Annotated in this window: 22 protein-coding genes; 11 read left to right on the top strand and 11 right to left on the bottom strand. The window is 72.6% G+C overall.

Annotated elements, in window-relative coordinates; all coding sequences use genetic code 11:
- The first annotated feature begins 104 nt into the window (after positions 1-104).
- Positions 105-1,043, top strand: a complete 939-nt coding sequence (locus tag ACFVXG_RS14030) for a DUF2797 domain-containing protein (RefSeq protein WP_387927277.1) — start codon at positions 105-107, stop codon at positions 1,041-1,043.
- A gap of 39 nt (positions 1,044-1,082) precedes the next feature.
- On the opposite strand, the gene ACFVXG_RS14025 is transcribed toward ACFVXG_RS14030, so the two are convergent.
- The 6 genes from ACFVXG_RS14025 to ACFVXG_RS14000 all read right to left on the bottom strand — a co-directional run bounded on the left by ACFVXG_RS14025 (position 1,083) and on the right by ACFVXG_RS14000 (position 6,204).
- The gene (locus ACFVXG_RS14025) at positions 1,083-1,451 is read right to left on the bottom strand and encodes a hypothetical protein (protein ID WP_387927275.1); all 369 of its coding nucleotides are present in this window, start codon (positions 1,449-1,451) and stop codon (positions 1,083-1,085) included.
- Complete coding sequence (locus ACFVXG_RS14020; protein WP_387927273.1) at positions 1,448-2,056, bottom strand: DUF6232 family protein; 609 nt, start codon at positions 2,054-2,056, stop codon at positions 1,448-1,450. The genes ACFVXG_RS14025 and ACFVXG_RS14020 overlap by 4 nt, the downstream gene beginning before the upstream one ends.
- Before the next feature lie 113 nt (positions 2,057-2,169).
- Entirely contained in the window at positions 2,170-2,481 is a 312-nt protein-coding gene (locus ACFVXG_RS14015) for a hypothetical protein (RefSeq protein WP_387927271.1), read from the bottom strand.
- A 344-nt stretch (positions 2,482-2,825) separates the two neighbouring features.
- Complete coding sequence (locus tag ACFVXG_RS14010) at positions 2,826-3,563, bottom strand: succinate dehydrogenase/fumarate reductase iron-sulfur subunit (RefSeq protein ID WP_387927270.1); 738 nt, start codon at positions 3,561-3,563, stop codon at positions 2,826-2,828.
- Entirely contained in the window at positions 3,560-5,503 is a 1,944-nt protein-coding gene (locus ACFVXG_RS14005) for a fumarate reductase/succinate dehydrogenase flavoprotein subunit (protein WP_387927268.1), read from the bottom strand. The genes ACFVXG_RS14010 and ACFVXG_RS14005 overlap by 4 nt, the downstream gene beginning before the upstream one ends.
- Positions 5,500-6,204 carry a succinate dehydrogenase cytochrome b subunit gene (locus ACFVXG_RS14000; RefSeq protein WP_387927266.1) on the bottom strand — a complete coding sequence of 235 codons (705 nt, stop codon included), beginning with the start codon at positions 6,202-6,204 and terminating at the stop codon, positions 5,500-5,502. Before ACFVXG_RS14000 ends, ACFVXG_RS14005 begins: the two co-directional genes overlap by 4 nt.
- Positions 6,205-6,300: 96 nt before the next feature.
- Here ACFVXG_RS14000 and ACFVXG_RS13995 point away from each other — a divergent pair, with 96 nt between their 5' ends.
- A complete protein-coding gene (locus ACFVXG_RS13995; RefSeq protein WP_387927264.1) occupies positions 6,301-7,236 on the top strand; it encodes a LysR family transcriptional regulator in 936 nt (311 codons plus the stop codon).
- A 71-nt stretch (positions 7,237-7,307) separates the two neighbouring features.
- Here the strand turns inward: ACFVXG_RS13995 and ACFVXG_RS13990 are convergent, their stop codons facing one another.
- Together ACFVXG_RS13990 and gcl are read right to left on the bottom strand one after the other, a co-directional pair.
- Complete coding sequence (locus ACFVXG_RS13990; protein WP_387927262.1) at positions 7,308-7,796, bottom strand: glutathione peroxidase; 489 nt, start codon at positions 7,794-7,796, stop codon at positions 7,308-7,310.
- 179 nt (positions 7,797-7,975) lie between these two features.
- Positions 7,976-9,757: a glyoxylate carboligase gene (gene gcl / locus ACFVXG_RS13985; RefSeq protein WP_387927261.1), complete on the bottom strand. Its 1,782-nt coding sequence runs from the start codon at positions 9,755-9,757 to the stop codon at positions 7,976-7,978.
- 407 nt (positions 9,758-10,164) lie between these two features.
- Here gcl and ACFVXG_RS13980 point away from each other — a divergent pair, with 407 nt between their 5' ends.
- Positions 10,165-11,685, top strand: a complete 1,521-nt coding sequence (locus ACFVXG_RS13980; protein ID WP_387927259.1) for a SulP family inorganic anion transporter — start codon at positions 10,165-10,167, stop codon at positions 11,683-11,685.
- Between the two features lie 91 nt (positions 11,686-11,776).
- Positions 11,777-12,073: an MTH1187 family thiamine-binding protein gene (locus tag ACFVXG_RS13975; protein WP_387927257.1), complete on the top strand. Its 297-nt coding sequence runs from the start codon at positions 11,777-11,779 to the stop codon at positions 12,071-12,073.
- A gap of 3 nt (positions 12,074-12,076) precedes the next feature.
- Here the strand turns inward: ACFVXG_RS13975 and ACFVXG_RS13970 are convergent, their stop codons facing one another.
- On the bottom strand, positions 12,077-12,568 hold the full coding sequence (locus ACFVXG_RS13970) for a DoxX family protein (protein ID WP_387927255.1): 492 nt from the start codon (positions 12,566-12,568) through the stop codon (positions 12,077-12,079).
- 149 nt (positions 12,569-12,717) lie between these two features.
- Between ACFVXG_RS13970 and ACFVXG_RS13965 the strand changes: the two genes are divergently transcribed.
- From ACFVXG_RS13965 to ACFVXG_RS13955, 3 genes are all read left to right on the top strand, one after another.
- Positions 12,718-13,296 (top strand): TetR/AcrR family transcriptional regulator, encoded by a 579-nt coding sequence (locus ACFVXG_RS13965; protein WP_387927253.1) that lies wholly within the window; start codon positions 12,718-12,720, stop codon positions 13,294-13,296.
- A 134-nt stretch (positions 13,297-13,430) separates the two neighbouring features.
- Positions 13,431-14,870 (top strand): MFS transporter, encoded by a 1,440-nt coding sequence (locus ACFVXG_RS13960; RefSeq protein ID WP_387927252.1) that lies wholly within the window; start codon positions 13,431-13,433, stop codon positions 14,868-14,870.
- Entirely contained in the window at positions 14,867-15,628 is a 762-nt protein-coding gene (locus tag ACFVXG_RS13955; RefSeq protein ID WP_387927250.1) for an SDR family NAD(P)-dependent oxidoreductase, read from the top strand. The genes ACFVXG_RS13960 and ACFVXG_RS13955 overlap by 4 nt, the downstream gene beginning before the upstream one ends.
- 10 nt (positions 15,629-15,638) lie before the next feature.
- On the opposite strand, the gene ACFVXG_RS13950 is transcribed toward ACFVXG_RS13955, so the two are convergent.
- Positions 15,639-16,325 (bottom strand): SMI1/KNR4 family protein, encoded by a 687-nt coding sequence (locus ACFVXG_RS13950; RefSeq protein WP_387927248.1) that lies wholly within the window; start codon positions 16,323-16,325, stop codon positions 15,639-15,641.
- Between the two features lie 252 nt (positions 16,326-16,577).
- Here ACFVXG_RS13950 and ACFVXG_RS13945 point away from each other — a divergent pair, with 252 nt between their 5' ends.
- From ACFVXG_RS13945 to ACFVXG_RS13935, 3 genes are all read left to right on the top strand, one after another.
- Positions 16,578-17,516: a carbohydrate ABC transporter permease gene (locus tag ACFVXG_RS13945; protein WP_387927246.1), complete on the top strand. Its 939-nt coding sequence runs from the start codon at positions 16,578-16,580 to the stop codon at positions 17,514-17,516.
- Positions 17,513-18,415 (top strand): carbohydrate ABC transporter permease, encoded by a 903-nt coding sequence (locus ACFVXG_RS13940; protein ID WP_387927244.1) that lies wholly within the window; start codon positions 17,513-17,515, stop codon positions 18,413-18,415. Before ACFVXG_RS13945 ends, ACFVXG_RS13940 begins: the two co-directional genes overlap by 4 nt.
- 86 nt (positions 18,416-18,501) lie before the next feature.
- Positions 18,502-19,896: an ABC transporter substrate-binding protein gene (locus ACFVXG_RS13935; protein WP_387927242.1), complete on the top strand. Its 1,395-nt coding sequence runs from the start codon at positions 18,502-18,504 to the stop codon at positions 19,894-19,896.
- A gap of 72 nt (positions 19,897-19,968) precedes the next feature.
- On the opposite strand, the gene ACFVXG_RS13930 is transcribed toward ACFVXG_RS13935, so the two are convergent.
- Positions 19,969-20,238: a helix-turn-helix domain-containing protein gene (locus tag ACFVXG_RS13930; protein WP_380408291.1), complete on the bottom strand. Its 270-nt coding sequence runs from the start codon at positions 20,236-20,238 to the stop codon at positions 19,969-19,971.
- A 182-nt stretch (positions 20,239-20,420) separates the two neighbouring features.
- On the opposite strand from ACFVXG_RS13930, the gene map reads away from it, so the two are divergent.
- On the top strand, positions 20,421-21,188 hold the full coding sequence (gene map / locus ACFVXG_RS13925) for a type I methionyl aminopeptidase (protein WP_387927241.1): 768 nt from the start codon (positions 20,421-20,423) through the stop codon (positions 21,186-21,188).
- Positions 21,189-21,226: the final 38 nt, after the last annotated feature.

Here is a 21,226-nt window from a genome sequence, read left to right as displayed (position 1 = left end):
CGTCGTGGCGGCGCCGGGCGGGTCTTGTCGGTGCCTTGGCCGGCCGGGTTGTCGGTGGTGCCGGGTAGCCTGGCCGGATCGAAGACCCCCAGGAAGGGATGCCCGTGACGATCCCCGCACCCCAGCACCCGGACCGGCCCGCCGGGTGGGTGTCCACCGGCCTGAGCTGGCACGAGGGCCGGGCCCTGCTCGGGGCCGTGCGCGGCGGGCGGGTGCATGAGCGGGCCGTCGCGCCGGGTGCGGAGGTGGGCTGGCTGCTCGGCGGCCCGCGCCGCTGCGTGGGGGCCTGGCTGGCGGGGGCGACGGAGCGCACGTCCTGCCCGCACCACGCGGTGGTCGACCCGGGCGGCAGTGCCACCCAGTGCCCGGCCTGCCAGAGCGTGGACCGCGGCCTGGCCCTCGCCCGGGACCAGATCCTCGACGACGGCCGGACGTACCTGCTCTACCTCGCCTGGTTCGGCGAGGGCCTGTTGAAGGTCGGCCTGACCGCCGAGCAGCGCGGCGACAGTCGGCTGCTCGAACAGGGCGCGCTGGCCTACGCGTTCACCGCGCGCGGCGGCCTGCCCGCGGTGCGCCGTGCCGAACTCACGGTCGCCGCCTCGGGGATGGCGCGCGAGCGGTTCAAGTCCCGGCTCAAGACGGACCACTGGTGGGTGCACGGCGACGTGCCGCACCGCCGTACGGTGCTCAGCGAGGCCCGGGCCCGGGCGCACCGGCTGCTGGACGGGCACGCCGTGGAGCTGCTCGCGGACCGCCCGGTGGTGGACCACGTGGAGCGCTACGGCCTGGCCGGCGGCGCCCCCGAGACCTACCGGGAGGTGGCCGGCCTGGCCGCGGGCGCGGTGATCGCGGGCACGCTGCGGCCGCCCGTGGGCCGGCACCTGTTCCTGGACCAGCCGGACGGTTCCGGCCCGCTGCTGCTGGACACCCGGCGGCTGACCGGCTGGACGCTCACACCGGTGGCCGGCCGGGCCTCCGAGGGGCTGGTCCTGGAGGAACGGGTCCGCCCGCCGGAGCCGGACACCCAGGAGGCGCTGTTCTGAGCGCGGTCACCCGCTGACCCCGGTGGTCCCCGGGGCTGGTCAGTGGCCGCTGATCAGCGCGAGCAGCTGGGTCGCCAGGCCCAGGGCGGGCGCGGCGGCCTCGCCGAGCTCGCGGGTCAGGCCGGTGAGCAGGTGGAGGGTGTTGCGCCAGCTGCGCCGTTCCTGGCCGGCCGGGTTGCTGAGCACCGGCAGGGTCTCCTCGAGGCTCTGCCGGTCCTCCGCGGGCAGCCGTGCGTCCCGCGCCAACTCGGTGACCACGGCGGTGAGCTGGGCGAACAGCGCGGCGATCTCCGGCGGCAGGGCCTGGTCGGCGGCCGGCCCGTGGTTGTGCTGGATGCCGACGTTGCCCTGTCCGCCGTGCATGGTGACGTTGTCGCCGAACTGGAACTGCGATCCGTTGCCGCTCATTTGATGACCCCCGTGTTTCCCTGGCCGCCGTAGATGTTGACGTTGTCGCCGAACTGGTAGTGCCGAAGGTCCACCGTGACGTTGCTGACGAACTGCTGGAACTCGGTCTGCGGGTTCTCGATCGCGTGGGTGATCCTGGCCTGGAGCTCGTACGCGTACTTCGGGTCCTTCCAGGCCAGCAGCGCGGTCGGCGGGCCCGCCGTGTCGACGGTGAGCGCGTGCAGCCGGCGCTGGAGCAGCACCGGCAGGGTGGCGAACAGGAAGTAGAACACCACCAGGAGCAGGGCCATCACCACGATCGCGCCCGTGTTGGAGCTCTTGTCGCCGCTGCCGAAGCCCGAGGAGCGGGAGGAGTTGGCGAGGGCGTCGAGCCCGGCGATGACCAGTGCGGCGAGGACGACGATCCCGAGGAACTTGAGGAACCGTTTGATCGCGCCGAGGACGTCGGGAAGGATGATCGTGATGCTGACCCGGGCGATGGTGGCCAGCGGGTACGCGGCCGTCCCGATCCAGAGGATGCGGTTGGTGACGGCTACCCGGGTGGAGGACGGGTCGTACGAGGGCATCGGCGGCGGGCCGGGCGCCGTCGGTTCGGTCGGTTGCATGAGCGTTCCCCCAAGGCGGTCAAGCGAGCGACGACAATAAACCAGCACGCTCCGGGCGTGCACAAGTCGTTTGTCGGAAGCAGTACTTGACGAACACCAGCCGGGAGCCGGGCTCAGCCCAGCTTGCCGCGCACCCCGCCCGGGCCGGAGCGGGCCCGTCGGGACAGCGGGGGGCGGGACGGCCGGACGTCGCCGCGCCCGGCGGCGACCGGTTCGACGGCCTCGGCGGTGCGCCGGGCCAGCGCGGCCCGGGCGGCGGCGAGGGCGACCCGGGCGAGCAGCGGGTCCTCCTGGAGGCCCGCCGTGCGCTTGGACGTCTGGCAGGGGGAGCACCAGACCGGCGAGGCCGGCCCGTCCGGGTAGACCATGCCCTCCGGCGGCAGGTAGTGCCCACCGCACTCGACGCACTCGAAGCACAACCTCATCCGACGATCACCGTCCCGGATCCGTGGCACCGACCGCACGGCGACCAGAAGGTGTGAACGCTGGGCACCATGCTTCCTTCCTCGTCCAGTTCGACCGTTGCCTCGGTCTTCTGGGTCCCCCCGGACCCGCCGCAGCCGGAGCAGGACTGAACCTCGGGCATATGCCGACCTCCCGTAGCGGAGCACCACCGTAGCGCGATTTTCCGTCAGGAAGCACCGCGTGCGGCGTTCCACCACTCGTTCGGGGAGCGTGAACTGCCTTCGCACGCCCCGGAGAACGGGGTCGGCCCCTCGCCTGAGCACCAGAGCGAGGGGCCGACCGTCTCGGGGGGAGGGGAGGGGTGTCAGCCGCGGGCGGCCCGCAGGAACTCCCGGTTCATCGCCGCGATGCTGGGCAGCGGGATGCCCTTGGGGCAGGCGGTGGCGCACTCGCCGGTGTTGGTGCAGCCGCCGAAGCCCTCGGCGTCCATCGCGGAGACCATGTCGAGCACCCGGGCGGAGCGTTCCGGCGCGCCCTGCGGCAGCACGTTGAGGTGCACCACCTTGGCGGAGGTGAACAGCATCGCCGAGCCGTTCGGGCAGGCGGCCACGCAGGCGCCGCAACCGATGCACTCGGCGTGCTCGAAGGCGGTGTCCGCGGCCTCCTTGGGGACGGGCGCGGCGTGCGCCTCGGGGGCGCTGCCGGTGGGGGCGGTGATGTAGCCGCCGGAGCCGATGATCCGGTCGAAGGCGGAGCGGTCCACGACGAGGTCCTTGACCACCGGGAACGCCGAGGCCCGCCAGGGTTCGACGTCGATGGTGTCGCCGTCCCGGAAGTGCCGCATGTGCAACTGGCAGGTGGTGGTGCGCTCGGGGCCGTGCGCCTGGCCGTTGATGACCATGCCGCAGGCGCCGCAGATGCCCTCGCGGCAGTCGTGGTCGAAGGCGACCGGCTGGTCGCCGCGGGTGATCAGCTCCTCGTTGAGGGTGTCGAGCATCTCCAGGAAGGACATGTCCGGGCTGATGCCGCTGACCTGGTAGGTGGTCATCGAGCCGGGTGCGTCCGGGCCCGCCTGGCGCCAGATGCGCAGGGTGAGGTTCATGCGTAGCTCCGCTGGGTGGGGTGGACGTGCTCGAAGTCGAGGTGCTCGCGGTGGAGGACGGGCGCCTCGCCGGTGGCGGTGAACTCCCAGGCGGCGGCGTAGCTGAAGTCCTCGTCGCGCCGGGCGGCCTCGCCGTCGGGGGTCTGGCTCTCGGTGCGGAAGTGGCCGCCGCAGGACTCGGCGCGGTGCAGCGCGTCCAGGCACATCAGCTCGGCCAGCTCGAAGTAGTCGACCAGCCGGTTGGCCTTCTCCAGCGACTGGTTGAGCTCCTGGCCGGTGCCGGGCACCTTGATCCGGCGCCAGAACTCCTCGCGCAACTGCGGGATCCGGGCCAGGGCGCGCTTGAGCCCGGCCTCGTCGCGGGCCATCCCGCACTCGTCCCAGAGCAGTTCGCCGAGTTCGCGGTGGAAGGAGTCCGGGGTGCGGTCGCCGTCGACGGAGAGGATCAGGTGGAGCCGGTCCTGGACCTCCGCCTCGACCTCGGTGAGCACCGGGTGGTCGGCGGGCACCGCGGCCACCGGGTTGCGGGCCAGGTAGTCGTTGATGGTGGGCGGCAGGACGAAGTAGCCGTCGGCGAGGCCCTGCATCAGCGCGCTGGCGCCGAGCCGGTTGGCGCCGTGGTCGGAGAAGTTGGCCTCGCCGATCGCGAACAGGCCCGGCACGCTGGTCTGGAGGTCGTAGTCGACCCAGAGCCCGCCCATCGTGTAGTGGATCGCCGGGTAGATCCGCATCGGCACCCGGTACGGGTCCTCGGCGGTGATCCGCTCGTACATGTCGAAGAGGTTGCCGTACTTGGCCTCGACGGCGTCCCGGCCCAGCCGGCGGATCGCGTCGGCGAAGTCCAGGTACACGCCCTGGCCGCCGGGGCCGACGCCGCGGCCCTCGTCGCAGACGTTCTTGGCGGCCCGGGAGGCGATGTCGCGGGGCACCAGGTTGCCGAAGGAGGGGTAGATCCGTTCCAGGTAGTAGTCCCGCTCCTCCTCCGGGATCTGCCCGGGCGGGCGGGTGTCGCCCTGGGCCTTGGGCACCCAGATCCGGCCGTCGTTGCGCAGCGACTCGCTCATCAGGGTGAGCTTGGACTGGTGGTCGCCGGAGCGCGGGATGCAGGTCGGGTGGATCTGGGTGAAGCACGGGTTGGCGAAGTGGGCGCCGCGCCGGTGGGCCCGCCAGATCGCGGTGGCGTTGGAGTTCTTGGCGTTGGTGGAGAGGTAGAAGACGTTGCCGTAGCCGCCGGTGGCGAGGACGACCGCGTCCGCGGTGTACGAGCGGACCTCCCCGGTGACCAGGTCGCGGGCGACGATGCCGCGGGCCCGGCCGTCGACCACCAGCAGGTCGAGCATCTCGGTGCGCGGGTGGAGCTCCACGTTCCCGGCGGCGATCTGCCGGGAGAGCGCCTGGTAGGCGCCGAGCAGCAGCTGCTGGCCGGTCTGGCCGCGGGCGTAGAAGGTGCGGGAGACCTGCACGCCGCCGAAGGAGCGGGTGTCCAGCAGGCCGCCGTACTCGCGGGCGAAGGGCACGCCCTGGGCCACGCACTGGTCGATGATCTCCACCGACACCTGGGCGAGTCGGTGCACATTGGACTCGCGGGCCCGGAAGTCGCCGCCCTTGACGGTGTCGTAGAACAGCCGGCGGACGGAGTCGCCGTCGTTGCGGTAGTTCTTGGCCGCGTTGATGCCGCCCTGGGCGGCGATCGAGTGGGCGCGCCGCGGGGAGTCCTGGAAGCAGAACTGGACGACGTGGTAGCCCTGTTCGGCGAGGGTGGCACCGGCCGCGCCGCCGGCCAGGCCGGTGCCGACCACGATCACGGTGTGCTTGCGCCGGTTGGCCGGGTTGACCAGCTTGGCGTCGAACCGCCGCTGGTCCCAGCGCTGTTCGATCGGCCCCGCGGGGGCCTTGGTGTCGGCGACGGGCTCGCCGACGGTGTAGTCCAGGTAACTCATTTGACGACTCCGAACATCACGGCCACGGGGACGGACAGGAAGCCCGCGGTCAGCACCAGCGCCAGGCCGTTGGCCGTCAGCTTCAGCGCCTTGTCGCGGCGGGCGTTGTTGGCGCCGAGGGTCTGGGCGGCGCTCCAGAAGCCGTGCCGGATGTGGAAGCCCAGGGCCACCACCGCGAGGATGTAGAACACGTCGCTGTACCAGCGGCCGAAGGTGCCGACCACGTTCTGGTAGACGTGGCCGTGCTCGGCGACCGGGTTCACGGTGAGCGTGGTGAGGTCGAGGATGTGCCAGACGATGAACAGCGCCAGGATCACCCCGCCCCAGCGCATGGTGCGGGTCGCGTAGCTGGCCCGGCGGCGCTGGTGCACGTACTTGCTCGGGCGGGCGGCGAGGTCCCGGCGGCTGAGCTGGTACGCGGAGACGCCGTGCAGCACGACGGCGGCCACCAGCCCGACCCGGGCGATCCACAGGAACCACTCGTGGCCCAGGAAGGGCTGGCCGATGGTGCGCAGCCAGGCCGCGTAGCCGTTGATGTCGTCGGGGCCGAAGAAGACCTTGAGGTTGCCCAGCATGTGCGCGACCAGGTACAGCAGCATCGCCAGTCCGGAGACGGCCATGACCGCCTTCTTGCCGACGGTCGACCGCCACAGGGTCGCCAAGGTGGACGGATGCCGGCCCGTCCGAGTCGCGGTTGTCATGGCAGCAACGGTAGGGACGGTCGCAAGGGTGCGTCCAAGACATGCTGCGGCTGATGACGATAGCCGGAGCCTATCGACGCGGCGTAGCCTGGTCGTGTGCAGCTCCAGCAACTCCGCTACTTCCTGGCCGTCGCCGAGACCCGCCACTTCACCCGCGCGGCCGAGGCGGCGCACGTCGCCCAGCCCTCGCTCTCCCAGCAGATCCGTTCACTGGAAAGGGAGTTGGGGGCCGAGCTGTTCCACCGCACCCGCGGCAACATCGCCCTGACCGACGCCGGGGACGCCCTGCTGCCGCTCGCCCGGCGCATCCTCGCGGACACCGAGAGCGCCCGGCTCGCCGTCCAGGAGACGGTGCAGCTGCGCCGCGGCCGGGTCCGGCTGGGGGCACCGCCGAGCCTGTGCACCAGCCTGGTGCCGGACGTGCTGCGGGTGTTCCGGGACCGCTACCCGGGCGTCGCGCTGGGGGTGCGCGAGGGCGGCTCGCGCGACCTGGTGCGCTGGCTGGCGGCGGGGGAGCTGGACCTCGCGCTGATCATCACCCCGGCCAGCGGGGAGGCCGAGCCCGCCCTCGCCGTCACCGAACTGCTCCACGAGGAACTGGTGCTGGTCTCGGCCGAGGGGCTGGGCGGCGGGCGCCGGCCCCGGCGCACGGTGCGGGTGGCCGAGCTGGACGGGCGGCCGCTGGTGATGTTCCGGGAGGGCTACGACGTCCGGGAGGCGGCCCTGGCGGCCTGCCGGGCGGCCGGCTTCGAGCCGGAGTTCGCCGTCGAGGGCGGCGAGATGGACGCGGTGCTGGGCTTCGTCCGGGCGGGGCTCGGGCCCGCGGTGGTGCCCGGCATGGTCGCGGCCCGCTCGGGGCTGTCCGTCACCCCCTTCGCCGGGCCGGGCCTGGGACGCACCATCGCCGTCGCCCACGGCCACGAAGTGCCGCTCACCCGGGCCGCCGAGGCCCTCCGCGACACCCTGCTGGCACACCTGCGCGACGCCGACCGCGAGGGCGAACTCCCGCCCGGCACCCGGCTGTTGCTGTGACAGCTGAAGGGCTCCGGAACGGCTGAGGGCCGCCCGGAGGCGGCCCTCAGTGCTGGCTGGGTGCGGCGGCGTCAGGCCGGCAGGACGGCCTCGATCGCGGCGATCAGCTCCTCCGACTCCGGCGCGGTCCGCGGCCGGATCCGGGCGGCCACCGTGCCGTCCGGGGAGATCAGGAACTTCTCGAAGTTCCAGCTGACGTCACCGGCCTCGCCCTCGGCGTCGGCGACCGCGGTCAGCTGCTGGTACAGCGGGTGCCGGTCGTCGCCGTTGACGTCGATCTTCTCGAACAGCGGGAAGGTCACGCCGTAGGTGGTGGAGCAGAAGCTCTGGATCTCCTCGGCGCTGCCCGGCTCCTGCCCGGCGAACTGGTTGCACGGGAAGCCCAGCACGGTGAACCCGCGCTCGGCGTACCGCTTCTGGAGGTTCTCCAGGCCGGTGTACTGCGGGGTCAGGCCGCACTTGGACGCGACGTTGACGATCAGCAGCGCCTTGCCCTTGTGGTCGCCCAGCGAGGCGGGCTCGCCGGTCAGGGTGCGCAGCGGGATGTCGTACAGGCTCACGGTGGTGGTCCTTTCGGCAGGTTGGCAGCGGGGGTCTCGCCCGGGCACACCGTAGCGGCCCCGGACAGCTCAACCGTGCCGGCGTCGCCGGTGTTCCGTCCGGCGCCGCCGGTGTTCCGCGGGTGCGGGGGCGTACGGAGCGGCTCGTACGCCCCCGCACCTGCGGGGTCAGACACGCCTCACAGCGCCAGCGGCTTGATCGCGGTCGGCGCGTGCTCGGGGAGGGTGGCCAGCTCCTCGAACTCGTTGACCTTGTCGATGTCGGCGGCGGACATCGAGATGTTGGTGACCCGCTCCAGGATCGCCTCGACCACGACCGGGACGCGGAACTCGGCGGCCAGCTTCTTGGCCTCCTCGAAGGCCGGCAGCAGGCCCTCCGGCTCGGTGACCCGGATCGCCTTGCAGCCCAGGCCCTCGGCGACCTTGACGTGGTCGACGCCGTAGACGCCCAGCTCGGGGGCGTTGATGTTCTCGAACTCCAGCTTGACCTGGAAGTCGATGTCGAAGCCCCGCTGCGCCTGGCGGATCAGGCCCAGGTAGGCGTTGTTGACCAGCACGTGGACGTACGGGATCCGGTGCTGGGCGCCGACCGCCAGCTCCTCGATCATGAACTGGAAGTCGTAGTCGCCGGAGAGCGCGACGACCTGGCCCTCGGGGTCGGCGGTGGCGACGCCCAGCGCGGCCGGGATGGTCCAGCCCAGCGGGCCGGCCTGGCCGCAGTTGATCCAGTGCCGCGGCCGGTAGACGTGCAGCATCTGCGCGCCGGCGATCTGGGAGAGGCCGATGGTGGTGACGTACCGGGTCTCCGGGCCGAAGGCGCGGTTCATCTCCTCGTAGACGCGCTGCGGCTTGAGCGGCACGTTGTCGAAGTGGGTGCGGCGCTGCAGCTGGGCCTTGCGCTCCTGGGTGGAGGCGGCCCAGGCGCTGCGGTCCTTGAGGGTGCCGGCGGCCTTGAGCTCGCGGGCGACCTCGACGAAGAGCTCCAGCGCGGCCTTGGCGTCGGAGGCGATGCCGAGGTCGGGGGCGAAGATCTTGCCGATCTGGGTGGGCTCGACGTCGACGTGGACGAACTTGCGGCCCGCGGTGTAGACGTCCAGGCCGCCGGTGTGGCGGTTGGCCCAGCGGTTGCCGATGCCGAGGACGAAGTCGGAGGCGAGGAAGTTCTCGTTGCCGTAGCGGTGCGAGGTCTGCAGGCCGACCATGCCGGCGTTCAGCTCGTGGTCGTCCGGGACGATGCCCCAGCCCATCAGGGTCGGGACGACCGGGACGCCGGTCAGCTCGGCGAACTCGAGCAGCAGCTCGGCCGCGTCGGCGTTGATGACGCCGCCGCCGGCCACGATCAGCGGGCGCTCGGACTCCTGGAGCAGCGCGATGGCCTTCTGGATCTGGATCCGGTTGGCGGTCGGCTTGTAGACCGGCAGCGGCTGGTAGGCCTCCGGGTCGAACTCGATCTCGGTCAGCTGGACGTCGATCGGCAGGTCGATCAGGACCGGGCCGGGGCGGCCGGAGCGCATCAGGTGGAAGGCCTGCTGGAACACGCCGGGGACCTGGGCGGCCTCCAGGACGGTGGTGGCGGCCTTGGTGACCGGCTTGGCGATCGAGGCGATGTCGACGGCCTGGAAGTCCTCCTTGTGGAGGCGGGCGACCGGGGCCTGGCCGGTGATGCACAGGATCGGGATGGAGTCGGCGATCGCCGAGTACAGGCCGGTGATCATGTCGGTGCCGGCCGGGCCCGAGGTGCCGATGCACACGCCGATGTTGCCGGCCTTGGCACGGGTGTAGCCCTCGGCCATGTGCGAGGCGCCCTCGACGTGCCGGGCCAGGGTGTGCCTGATCCCGCCGGAGGCCTTGAGGGCGGCGTAGAAGGGGTTGATGGCGGCACCCGGGACACCGAAGGCGACATCGACGCCTTCGAGCTTGAGGATCTCCACGGCCGCGCGGGCGGCTGTCATACGAGGCATCGGGTCTCTCCTGCGTCGGCCCGCAGTGGCTCGGAGGGCTCATCTCCTGAATTCCACCATACGGAAGAACGGTTTCTGTATGTGGAAACACGGTAGGGTCGGGCCCGGCGGGGCGTCAAGGGGACTTCAACAGAATGTGGAAGTCGTTGCGGGGGTGCCGTTCGGACAAGTGCACAGCTCTCGCGCTGGTGTTCCTGGGGAAGCGGAGGCTCCGCGCCGGATGGCGGAGCCGGCGTGCAGTGCCGGTGAAGGGACGGTGCCGGGTGTGGGCCCACCCGGTCGGGCTGGGTACCGTCGGCAATCCCTTCCACCCTCCCCGGTCCGCGACGGCGCGCCCCCGCAGCGGGGGTGCGCGGAAGGAGCGCAGCCATGCGCCGCACCCCTGCCCGACCCCCGGCGGTGACCGGGTGAACCCTCCGCCCCGCCGCCGTCCCCCGCTCGCCGCGCTGCGGGCCGTCCCCTGGCGGCACGACCTGCCCGCCTCGCTGGTGGTGTTCCTGGTCGCCCTCCCGCTCTGCGTCGGGGTCGCCGTCGCCTCCGGAGTCCCGGCCGAGCTGGGGCTGGTCACCGGCATCGTCGGCGGCCTGGTCGTCGGCCTGCTGCCGGGCAGCAGCCTCCAGGTCAGCGGGCCCGCCGCCGGGCTGACCGTGCTGGTCGCCGACGCCGTCCAGCGCTTCGGCCTCGGCGCCCTCGGCCCGCTGGTGCTCGGCACCGGCCTGCTCCAGCTCGCGATGGGCGCGCTGCGGCTCGGCCGCTGGTTCCGGGCGATGTCCGCCTCGGTGGTGCACGGCATGCTGGCCGGCATCGGGCTGACCCTGGTGTCCGGCCAGCTGTACGCGCTCGCCGACCGCCCCGCTCCCGGTACCGGCCCGCAGAAGCTCGCCGGACTGCCCGCCCTGGTCGCCGACGCGGCCACCGCCGCCGCCCGTCCCGCCGCGGTCGCCCTGGGGCTGGGCACCCTGCTGGTGCTCGTCGGCTGGAAGCACCTGCCGGGCCGCGCCGCCCGTACCGTCCCCGCGCCGCTGGCCGCGGTCGGCCTGGCCGCCGCCGTCACCGCCGCGGCCGACCTGCCGGTGGCCCGGGTGCGGGTCGCCGGGCTGCTCGACGTCGTCCACCTGCCCGACGCGGGCGCACTCGGCGGCCTGGCCGGCACCGCGGGCATCGGCACCGTCGTCGCCTTCACCCTGATCGCCTCCGCCGAGACCCTGTTCAGCGCCGCCGCCGTCGACCGGATGCACCACGGCCCGCGCACCGACTACGACCGCGAACTCACCGCCCAGGGCCTCGGCAACACCGTCTGCGGACTGCTCGGCGCCCTGCCGATGACCGCGGTGATCGTGCGCAGCGCGGCCAACGTCCAGGCGGGCGCCCGCACCAGGGCCGCGCGCTTCCTGCACGGGCTGTGGCTGCTGCTGTTCACCGCCCTGCTCCCCGGGGTGCTCGGGTTGGTCCCGCTGACCGCGCTGGCCGCCGTCCTGGTGCACGCCGGGGCGAAGCTGGTGCCGCTGCGCCGGATCGTCGCGCTGTGCCGGGGCCATCGGGGCGAGGCGCTGGTGCTGGTCACGACGGCGGTCGCCGTCGTCGCCACCGACCTGTTCGAGGGGGTGCTGATCGGCGTCGGACTGGCCGTGGTCAAGTCCGCCTGGCAGACCTCGCACCTGCAGATCGCGGTCGAGGAGGTCGTGCTGACGGACGGTCGGTCCCTGCAGCGGGTCCGCCTCAGCGGCAACGCCACCTTCCTGCGGCTGCCCCGACTGCTGGACGCCCTGGAGCGGCTGCCCGGCGACCGCCCGGTGGAACTCGACTGGTCCGGCCTGCGTCACCTGGACCACGCCTGCGCCCTGGCCCTCGCCTCCTGGGCCGACCAGCACCGGGCCCGGGCCAGCGCCCCGCTCGCCGTCGAGCCGCCGCTGCCGACGGTGGTCTGACGCGGCTTCGGGGGTTCGGACCTACCCTGGTCGCGGCCCGGAGTGGTCCGGGTCGCGACCGGGTGTCGTCGGACGGCTAGGAGTGCAGACCGTGATCGCAGCTTTTTCGGTGACCCCGCTGGGGATCGGCGAGGACGTGGGGGAGGCGGTGGCCGCGGCCGTGCGGGTGGTGCGGGCGAGCGGGCTGCCGAACCGTACGGACGCGATGTTCACCAGCATCGAGGGGGAGTGGGACGAGGTGATGCCGGTGATCAAGGCGGCGATCGAGGCGGTGAAGGCGTACGGACCCCGGGTCAGCACGGTCATCAAGATCGACGACCGGGCCGGGGTCACCGACGGCCTCACCGCCAAGGTCGCCACGGTCGAGCGCCACCTCGCGGAGGGCTGAGGTTCAGCCGGTCGAGGTGGCTCGGGGGCGGGGCTCGGCGGCCGGGTTGGGGCGGGGCTCGGCGGCCGGGTGCCGGCTGGTGAGCAGCCGGTCCAGGGAGTACGGGCCGGGGCCGAGTGCCGCGATGGCCAGGAACGCCCAGCAGAACAGCACCGAGGGCTCGCCCCCGTTCTGCAGCGGCAGCAGGGCGTGTGCCTGGTGGACGGTGAAGTAGGCGTAGGCCATCGAGCCGGAGCAGAGCAGGGCGGCCGCCCTGGTGCCGATGCCGACGAGCACCAGGGTGCCGCCGGTGAGTTGGATCAGTGCGGCCCACCAGCCGGGCCACTGGCCGGGCGGGATGCTGCCGCCGCCCTTGGCGCCGCCGAGGACGCCGAAGAGCGCGGCGGCGCCGTGGCAGGCGAAGAGCAGGCCGACGACGGTCCGGAAGACCGTCAGGATGAACGGGCGGGCGGCCTCGACGGCCTGACGGGGGATCGGGGGGATGAGTGCGGGCATGCCGGAACGCCTCCTGTGGGGGGAGGAGGGACGGGGCGGTAAGGCTAGGCTTGGTCTAGTCCACTTGGCAATGCTCCGTCAGATAACGGTCTGGACCACTAGCCGATCTTTCTTGACCGAACGGTCTTGAAAGGGCTACTGTTCCGGTCATGGCGCGAACCAAGGAATTCGACCCGGACGCGGCGCTCCAGGCAGCTCTCGAACTGTTCTGGCGGCGCGGCTACGAGGCCACCTCGATGGCCGACCTGGTCGAGGGGTTGGGTATCGGCCGGGCCAGCATCTACGCGACCTTCGGCAACAAGCACGAGCTCTACCTGCGCGCACTGGAGCGCTACAACGAACAGCACAACCCCGGCCTGCTGGCCGAGCTGTCGCAGCCCGGCCCGGTGCTGCCGGCCGTCCGCGCCCTGGTGCGTCGATATGCGGGAATGGGGGGCGAGGACCGCAGGCGCGGCTGCTTCATCACCAACACCGCCGTCGAACTCGCCCCGCACGACGAGGCGGCGGCCCGCCGGGTGGAGGTCAGTTACGACCACTTGGAGACGGCGCTGACCGCGGCCCTGCTGCGTGCCGAGGCGCAGGGCGAACTGCCCGAGGGGCGGGAGCCGCGGGCGCTGGCCCGGATGCTGGTGGTGCTGCTGCAGGGGATCCGGGTGGTGGGCAAGACCGCCGACGGTGAGCCCCGGGTGCGCGACGCCGCCGAGCAGGCGCTGACGCTGCTGGACTGAGCCCGGCCCGGACCGGCGGCCCACGGGGGTGTCTCCGGCTCGGTCGGCTCGGCGTCTTCCGCTGTCTTCCTGTCGTCTTTTGCCGTTCTTATTCTGGACCGAACGTTCTCGAATATTTGCTGTGGGGGGAGTCCATGAGTGTCACCACGACAACCCGGGGGAGCTTCGCGCTGCTCGGCGTCGTCCAGGCAGTGCTGATCTTCACGATCATGATCCTCACCGTGCCGCTGCCCCTGGTCGCCCGGGAACTCGGCCTCGGCCCGTCCGACGTCCTGCTGCTCAGCGCCGCGTACGGCCTCTCCTTCGCCGCCCTGCTGCTGCTCGGCGGGCGACTGACCGACCGCCACGGCGGCCGCCGGATGATCCGGTGGGGCCTGGCGCTGCTCGCCGTCGCCTCGGTCGCCTGCGCCCTCGCGCCCGACTACCCCGTCCTGCTGGCGAGCCGCTTCGTCCAGGGCGCGGGCGCGGCCCTCGCCGCCCCGGCGGCGGTCGCCGTGGTCCGCCGGCTGTACCCCGAGCCCGCCGCCTACCGGCGGGCGATGGCCACCTGGGGCGGACTCTCGGTGATCGGCGCGACGGCCGGCAGCGTGGTGTCGGGTCCGGTCACCGCCGTGGTCTCCTGGCGCTGGCTGTTCGCGGTGCCCGTCCTGGTCGCCCTGGCCGGGCTGCTTCGCTCCGGCGCGCTGCCGGAGCCCGCTCCCGACCCTGCCTCCGTGAGCCGCCACCCGGCGCTCGACCTGCGCGGCGCGCTGCTCGCCACCACCGGTCTCTGCGCGGTGAGTTACGCCCTGGTGGCGTCCACCGAGCACGGCTGGAGCAGTCCCGGCGTGCTCGCGCCGCTGGCCGCCGGACTGCTCCTGCTGCTCGCCTTCGCCGCCGCCGAACACCGCACCGCCGACCCGCTGCTGCCGCCCGGCTTCCTCGCGGACCGCCGCCGGGCCACCGCGCTGGTCACCGTGATGGCGACCTCCGCGGGCACCGCCCTGGTCTTCGTGCTGCTCTCGCTCTACCTCCAGCAACTGCGCGGCTGGAGCGCGGCCGACACCTCCGCCGCCTTCCTGCCGTACGCCGTGGCGCTGCTGCTGTCCGGACGGCTGGCCGGACCGCTGATCGCCCGGTACGGACCGGTGCCGGTCACCGCCGCCGGCCTCGCCCTGGAGGGCGCCGGACTCGGCCTGCTGGCCGGGCTCGACCCCGGCAGCCCGTACCCCACCGGGCTGTTGCCCGGACTGCTCCTGCTGCCCGTCGGCGCCGCCGCGTCCTTCGCCGGGGCGGCCGTGCTCGCCACCGGCGGGGTGGCGCCCGAACGCACCGGGCTGGCGGCCGGCGTCTTCAACACCGCCATGGAGCTCGGCCCCACCGCCGGGCTGGCCGCCCTGATGGCCCTCGCCGCCACCCGCCCGACCGTAGTCGGCGGCTACGCGGCGGCCTTCGCCGCGGCCGCCGCCGGGCTGGCCCTGATCGCCGTCGCGGTCGCGGTCCTGCCCGGGAAGAGCGTCCCTGAGACCACCAGCACCGCAACCATCACCACCGCACCTGAACGCACCACCCGGATCAAGGAGTTCACCCCATGAGCAAGCGTTTCGCCGACAAGTCCGTCCTGGTCACCGGCGGCGGCAGCGGCATCGGGCGGGGCATCGCGCTCGCCTTCGCCGAGGAGGGCGCCCGGGTCGCGGTCGCCGGGCGCAGCCTCGGCCCGCTGGCCGAGACCGTCGAGCTGATCGAGCGGGCCGGCGGCAAGGCCGTCGCGCTGACCGGCGACGTGACGAACAGCGAGGATGCCGCCCGGCTGGTCCGGGAGGTCGTCGAGCAGTTCGGCGGACTGGACGTCGCGGTCAACAATGCCGGGGTGTTCGGCGCGGCCGGTCCGGTCGCCGAGATCGACGAGGACCAGTTCCGCTGGGTCTTCGACGTCAACGTGACCGGCACCCTGCTGGCGATGAAGCACCAGATCGGCCACATGCGGGCCCACGGCGGCGGCGTCATCGTCAACGTCTCCTCCAACCTGGGCGCCCACAAGCGGGCCGACGGGGTCGGCGCCTACAACGCCAGCAAGGCCGCCGTCACCGCGCTGACCCGCTCCGCCGCCCGCGACCACATCGGCGAGGGCGTGCGGATCAACACCGTCAGCCCCGGCCCGGTGGACACCCCGATGTCGTCCCGGCCCGGCGAGAGCGACGCCGACAAGCGCGAGCGGATGAAGGCCGAGGTGCCGGTCGGTCGGGTCGGCGCGGTCGCGGAGATCGCCGCCGCCGTGCTGTACCTGGCCTCGGACGAGGCGGGCTACACCGTCGGCGCCGACCTGGTGCTGGACGGCGGCGTCACCGCCTGACCGGCGCGGCTCAGCCGTTCAACCAGTCTCCGGGCACGGCCCCGTAGAGCGCTTCGAGCGCCTCCGGGGTCCGTGCCCGGGCGGCGATCCAGGCGTCCTCGACCGCGACGACCAGGACGTCCGGGCCCTCGTACCAGCGGCAGTCCCGACCCAGGGCGGGCAACTCGCGGAAACTGTCCGGGAGTTCGGCCTCGGATTCGAGGAAGTCGGTCAACTCGCCGTCCTCCAGCAGCTTCTCGCTCATCGCCATCACCGCCGCCGCCGTGGAGAAGCGCTCCTCCCAGGGCTCCCAGCGCTCCTGCGACTTGTCCGCGAGGTCCGGCCGGCCCACCGTCGGCGGGTCCTCCTGCGCCAGGTCGTCCAGCAGCACGCCCCAGTGCGCGCAGCCCTGGTTCTCCGCCCGGTACACCAACGCGCCGTCCAGCACGTACAGTTCGTCCGGCGTCAGCAGCACGTCCTGGCAGCTGGTGAGGTCGGCCCGGCGCCCGAACAGCCGGTACGCCTCGCGCAGTGCCACCGGCAGCCGCAACCCCAGCCGCTGTTCGGCGGCGTCCAGCTCGGCCCCGGTGAAGCCGTCCTGCGACCCCAGCGGCTCGCCCCAGTGCGCGGCGAAGCCCCGGACCAGCGCCCAGGCGCCCTCACGGCCGCCCCGCGCCGCGGCCATCGCGGCCCGCATGTCGAAATCCTTGTCGTTCACCCGCGCACCGTACGACACCCCGCTGACAGCCCGGTGCCGACCGCGCGCCGTCGGCCGAGCGCGCGCCGCGGGCCGCGCGCCGCCGAGCGCCCGCCGAGGTGGGAGCGGCTGTTGCGGGCACGACCGGCCGAAATCTGACGCGAACGCGTAATCCCGAGGACACCGGTTGATCACCGTGGGGTTTCCGCGCCGTCGTTCGGGCAAGACACGGTTTCGGCCGGAACCGACACACGAAAGGCGGACGCGCCACAGATGCCGACCGCACCGCACACCGAGCCCCACCCGGGCCGCCGCCCACGACCGCGGCGGGGAGGGCGCTGGGGCGAGCACGGGCTCGCCTGGGCCTTCCTGCTGCCCTCCCTGGTGGTCTTCGTCCTGTTCATCGGCTACCCGCTGGGGCGGACGATCTACCTGAGCGGGCACGCCAACGACCTCTTCGGCGCGCCCTCCCGCTACGTCGGGTTCAAGCACTACACCGACCTGTTCGGCTCGGCCGACTTCGGCCGGACACTGGGCACCACGGCGCTGTTCACCCTGCTCACCGTGGTTCCGGGGGTGCTCGGCGCGCTGGTGCTGGTGCTGCTCCTGGAGAACCGGATCCGGGGCGTACGGCTGCTGCGCTCCGCCTTCGCGCTGCCCTTCGCCTTCTCGGTGGCCAGCGCCTCGGTGGTCTTCGCGGTGTTCTTCAACCCCGCCAGCGGGGTGCTCAACGGCCTGCTGTCGCACGTCGGCCTCGGCCCGGTCGGCTGGCTCACCGACTCCCGGTACGCGCTGCTCTCGGTCGCGCTGACGACCGTGTGGATGAACCTCGGCTACAACGTGCTGGTGCTCTCGGCGGGCATCGGCTCGATCCCCGGCGAGGTCGTCGAGGCGGCCCGCATCGACGGCGCCTCCGGCCTGCGGCTGGCCCGGTCGATCACCGTCCCGATGCTCGGCCCGAACCTGTTCTTCCTGACCGTGGTCTCCACCGTCCACGCACTGCAGAGTTTCGGCCAGATCCACATCCTCACCAAGGGCGGGCCGGACGGCTCCACCCGGACCCTCGTCTACTCGGTCTACGAGAAGGCCTTCGCCTACGGCTCCAGCGACTTCGGCACGGCGAGCGCCCAGGCCGTCGTGCTGCTGGTGGTCGTCCTCGCCTGCACGGCCGTCCAGTTCGGCGTCCTGGAGCGGAAGGTGCACTACGCATGAGCACGACCACCACCACCGTCGACGCCGCACCCGGGGCCGAGGCGGCCCGCCCGCGCCGCAAGCCCTTCGCCGGGCGCTCCCCGCGCGACCTGCTCGGCCGCGCCGTCGTCTACCTGCTGCTCGCCGTCGCCCTGGTCACGGTGGCCTTCCCGGTGTACTACGCGATCGTCGGCGCCTTCATGGACCCCTCCGAACTGGCCTCCTACCCGCCCGCGCTGGTGCCCCACTCGGTCACCGGACGGAACTTCTCCGGCGCCGTCGACACCATCCCGCTGTTCCGGCAGTACGCCAACTCCGCGATCACCGCCACCCTCATCACCCTCGCCCAGCTGTTCACCTCGATCCTGGCCGCGTACGCCTTTGTTTTCCTGCCGCTGAAGGCCCGGGCCGTGGTGTTCGGGGTGTTCCTGGCCACGCTGATGGTCCCCTGGGAGGCCATCATCATCCCCAACTACCTGACGCTGTCGGGCTGGGGCCTCGGCAACACCTACTTCGGCCTGGTGCTGCCGTTCCTCGCCTCCGGCTTCGGCACCTTCATGCTGCGCCAGGCCTTCCGCCAACTCCCCGGCGAACTGCGCGACGCGGCCCGGATCGACGGCGCGGGCCACTGGCGCTTCCTGTGGCGGATCGTCGTCCCGCTCAACAAGCCGGCCCTGGCGGCGCTGTCGATCTACGTCTTCCTGTCGGCCTGGAACCAGTACTTCTGGCCGCTCATCATCACCCGCACCGCCGACATGCAGACCCTGCAGATCGGGCTCACCTCGCTGCGCGACGCCGAGATGGCCGACCCCGGCCTGATCCTGGCCGGCGTGGTGCTCTCGCTGCTGCCCACCCTCGCCCTGGTGGTCTTCGGCCAGCGCTTCATCGTCCGCGGCCTCACCGCGGGCGCCGTCCGCTGAGCCCGTACACCCGGCTCCGCCCGTACCTCCCGCTCCGCCCGTACACCCCGCTCGTCAACCGGAAAACTCCAAGAAAGAGAAGCCTCGTGAAGAAGAGTGCACGCGCGCTCGCTGCCCTGCTGGTGGCCGGCCTGTCCCTGACCGCCTGCAGCTCCAGCGGCTCCGACGCCGGCTCGGGCGGTTCCGCCGACGCCGGAGCGCCCGGCGCCCAGGCGCTCGACCAGGCCTCCGGCGTCACCACCGTCGAGTTCTGGCACTCGATGACCGGCAAGAACGCCGACGTGCTGAACGGCCTGGTCAAGGACTTCAACGCGGCCCACCAGGGCAAGATCGAGGTCAAGGCGCAGTTCCAGGGCAAGTACGACGAGCTGGTCACCAAGTACAAGGCTGCGGTGCAGCAGAAGGGCACCCCGGCGCTGGTGCAGGTCTACGACATCGGCACCCGCTTCATGATCGACTCCAAGCAGACCGTCCCCGCCCAGGCCTTCGCCGACAAGGACGGCTACCCGCTGGGCGACCTCGACCCCAACATCCGCAACTACTACTCGGCCAACGGCAAGCTGGTGTCGATGCCGTTCAACTCCTCGATGCCGCTGCTCTACCTGAACACCGACGCCTTCAAGGAGGCCGGCCTCGACCCGGCGCAGCCGCCGAAGGACCTCAACGAGCTGGCCGACATGGCCAAGAAGCTGACCAAGAAGGACGCCGACGGCAAGACCGTCCGCTACGGCTTCGGCGCCGCCATCTACGGCTGGTTCGTCGAGGAGCTGCTCGCCGAGTCCGGCACCATGTACTGCGACAACGACAACGGCCGCAGCAGCAAGGCCGGCAAGGTCGTGTTCGACTCCGCCCAGGGCGCGCAGATCGTCCAGTGGTGGGCCGACCTGGTCAAGGGCGGCTACGCGGCCAACACCGGCCGGGTCACCGACGACGCCCAGGCCGCTTTCAAGGCCGGCACGGTCGCCATGCACCTGGAGTCGACCGGCGTGCTGCGCGGCTACACCGAGGCCGCCAAGTTCGGCGTCGGCACCGCGGCCTTCCCCAAGGTGACGGCCGCCGACCAGGGCGGCCCGGTGATCGGCGGCGCCTCGCTGTGGATCAGCGGCCCGGGCCACTCGGACGCCGAGAAGCGGGCGGCCTGGGAGTTCGAGAAGTTCCTGGTCGGTCCCGAGCAGCAGGCCGTCTGGCACACCGGCACCGGCTACTTCCCGGTCAACACGAAGTCCCTGGACGACCCCAAGGACAAGGAGTGGGTCGGCAAGTACCCGCAGTTCCAGACGGCCATCGACCAGCTGAAGGCCACCAAGCCCACCCCGGCCACGGCCGGCTGCCTGCTCGGCGTGATGCCGCAGGCCCGCAAGGGCGTGGAGACCGCCATCGAGCAGACCGTCTCCGGCAGCAAGACCGCCCAGCAGGCGCTCGCCGACGCGGCCAAGGAGCTCCAGCCGGCGATCGAGAGCTACAACAGCTCGGTCGGCTGACCACCCTCCGCGAACGACGGCCCGCCCGGCGCAGCACGCGCCCGGCGGGCCGTCCCCCGTTCCAGGCCTGTGCTACGCGGAGAGCGCGGTGTCGTCCTCGGGCAGCGCGCACGCGCCCGCCAGCTCGTCCAGGGAGAGGTCGAGTGCGAAGGCCAGCGCCGCGATGGTGAAGAAGGACGGCGTCGGCGCCCGCCCCGTCTCGATCTTCCGCAGCGTCTCCGCCGAGACACCGGCCACCGCCGCCACCTCGACCATGCTGCGCTCGCCACGCGCCTCGCGCAGCAGCGCCCCGAAGCGCTCACCGCGCTCGCGCTCCCACGGGGTCAGCGGAGTCCTCACCATGCCGTCGAGTCTAGGGCCTGTCCGGCAGGCCCCGCCGGACACTCCCTGGTGCGACCACGGCTACCGGGCGGTCGTGGCAATTTCGGCAGCCGTTTGCGCACCGGTCGCCGGGCGGCGCCCGACGTCCGTCGACCGTGATACAAATACCGGTATAAGAATTGGATCCAGGGGAGAGGTTCACCATGGTCGAACTCAAGTCGGACGCCGCCCTCGACGCGATGCGCGAGGCCGGGCGGGTCGTCGCCAACGCGTTGGCGGCCGTGCAGCGGGAGGCCGCGCCGGGCGTGAGCCTGCTGGAGCTGGACGAGGTGGCGCGGGGCGTGCTCACGGCCGCTGGGGCGACCTCGCCGTTCCTCGGCTACCGTCCGGCCTTCGCGCCGGTGCCCTTCCCCGCCGTCATCTGCGCCTCCGTGAACGACGCGGTCGTGCACGGCATCCCGAACGGCTACCGACTGCGCGACGGCGACCTGGTGAGCATCGACTGCGGCGCCGTCCTGGACGGCTGGTGCGGCGACTCCGCCGTCAGCTTCACCGTCGGCCCCGCCCGCCCCGAGGACGCCGAGCTGATCGCCGCGACCCGGCGCGCCCTGGAGGCCGGGATCGCCGCCGCCGTGGTCGGCAACCGGATCGGCGACATCGCCCACGCCGTCGGGAAGGTGGCCCGCGCCGGACGCTACGGGCTGCCCGAGGGCTACGGTGGGCACGGCATCGGCCGCCGGATGCACGAGGACCCGCACGTGCCCAACGAGGGCCGCCCCGGCCGGGGTTACCCGCTGCGCCCGGGCCTGGTGCTGGCCATCGAGCCGATGCTGACGGCCGGCGGCCGCGACGACTACGACACCGACCCGGACGGCTGGACCCTGCGCACCACCGACGGCAGCCGGGCCGCCCACATCGAGCACACCGTCGCCGTCACCGAGGACGGCCCGCGGATCCTCACCCTCCCCTAGGGTGACGGACGTTACGCCGCCCCGTCCGTCCCGCCGGA

It is taken from the genome of Kitasatospora sp. NPDC058162 (assembly GCF_042884005.1).
In the GTDB taxonomy this organism is placed as follows: Bacteria; Actinomycetota; Actinomycetes; order Streptomycetales; family Streptomycetaceae; genus Kitasatospora.
This window is presented reverse-complemented; position numbering and strand designations above follow the sequence as displayed.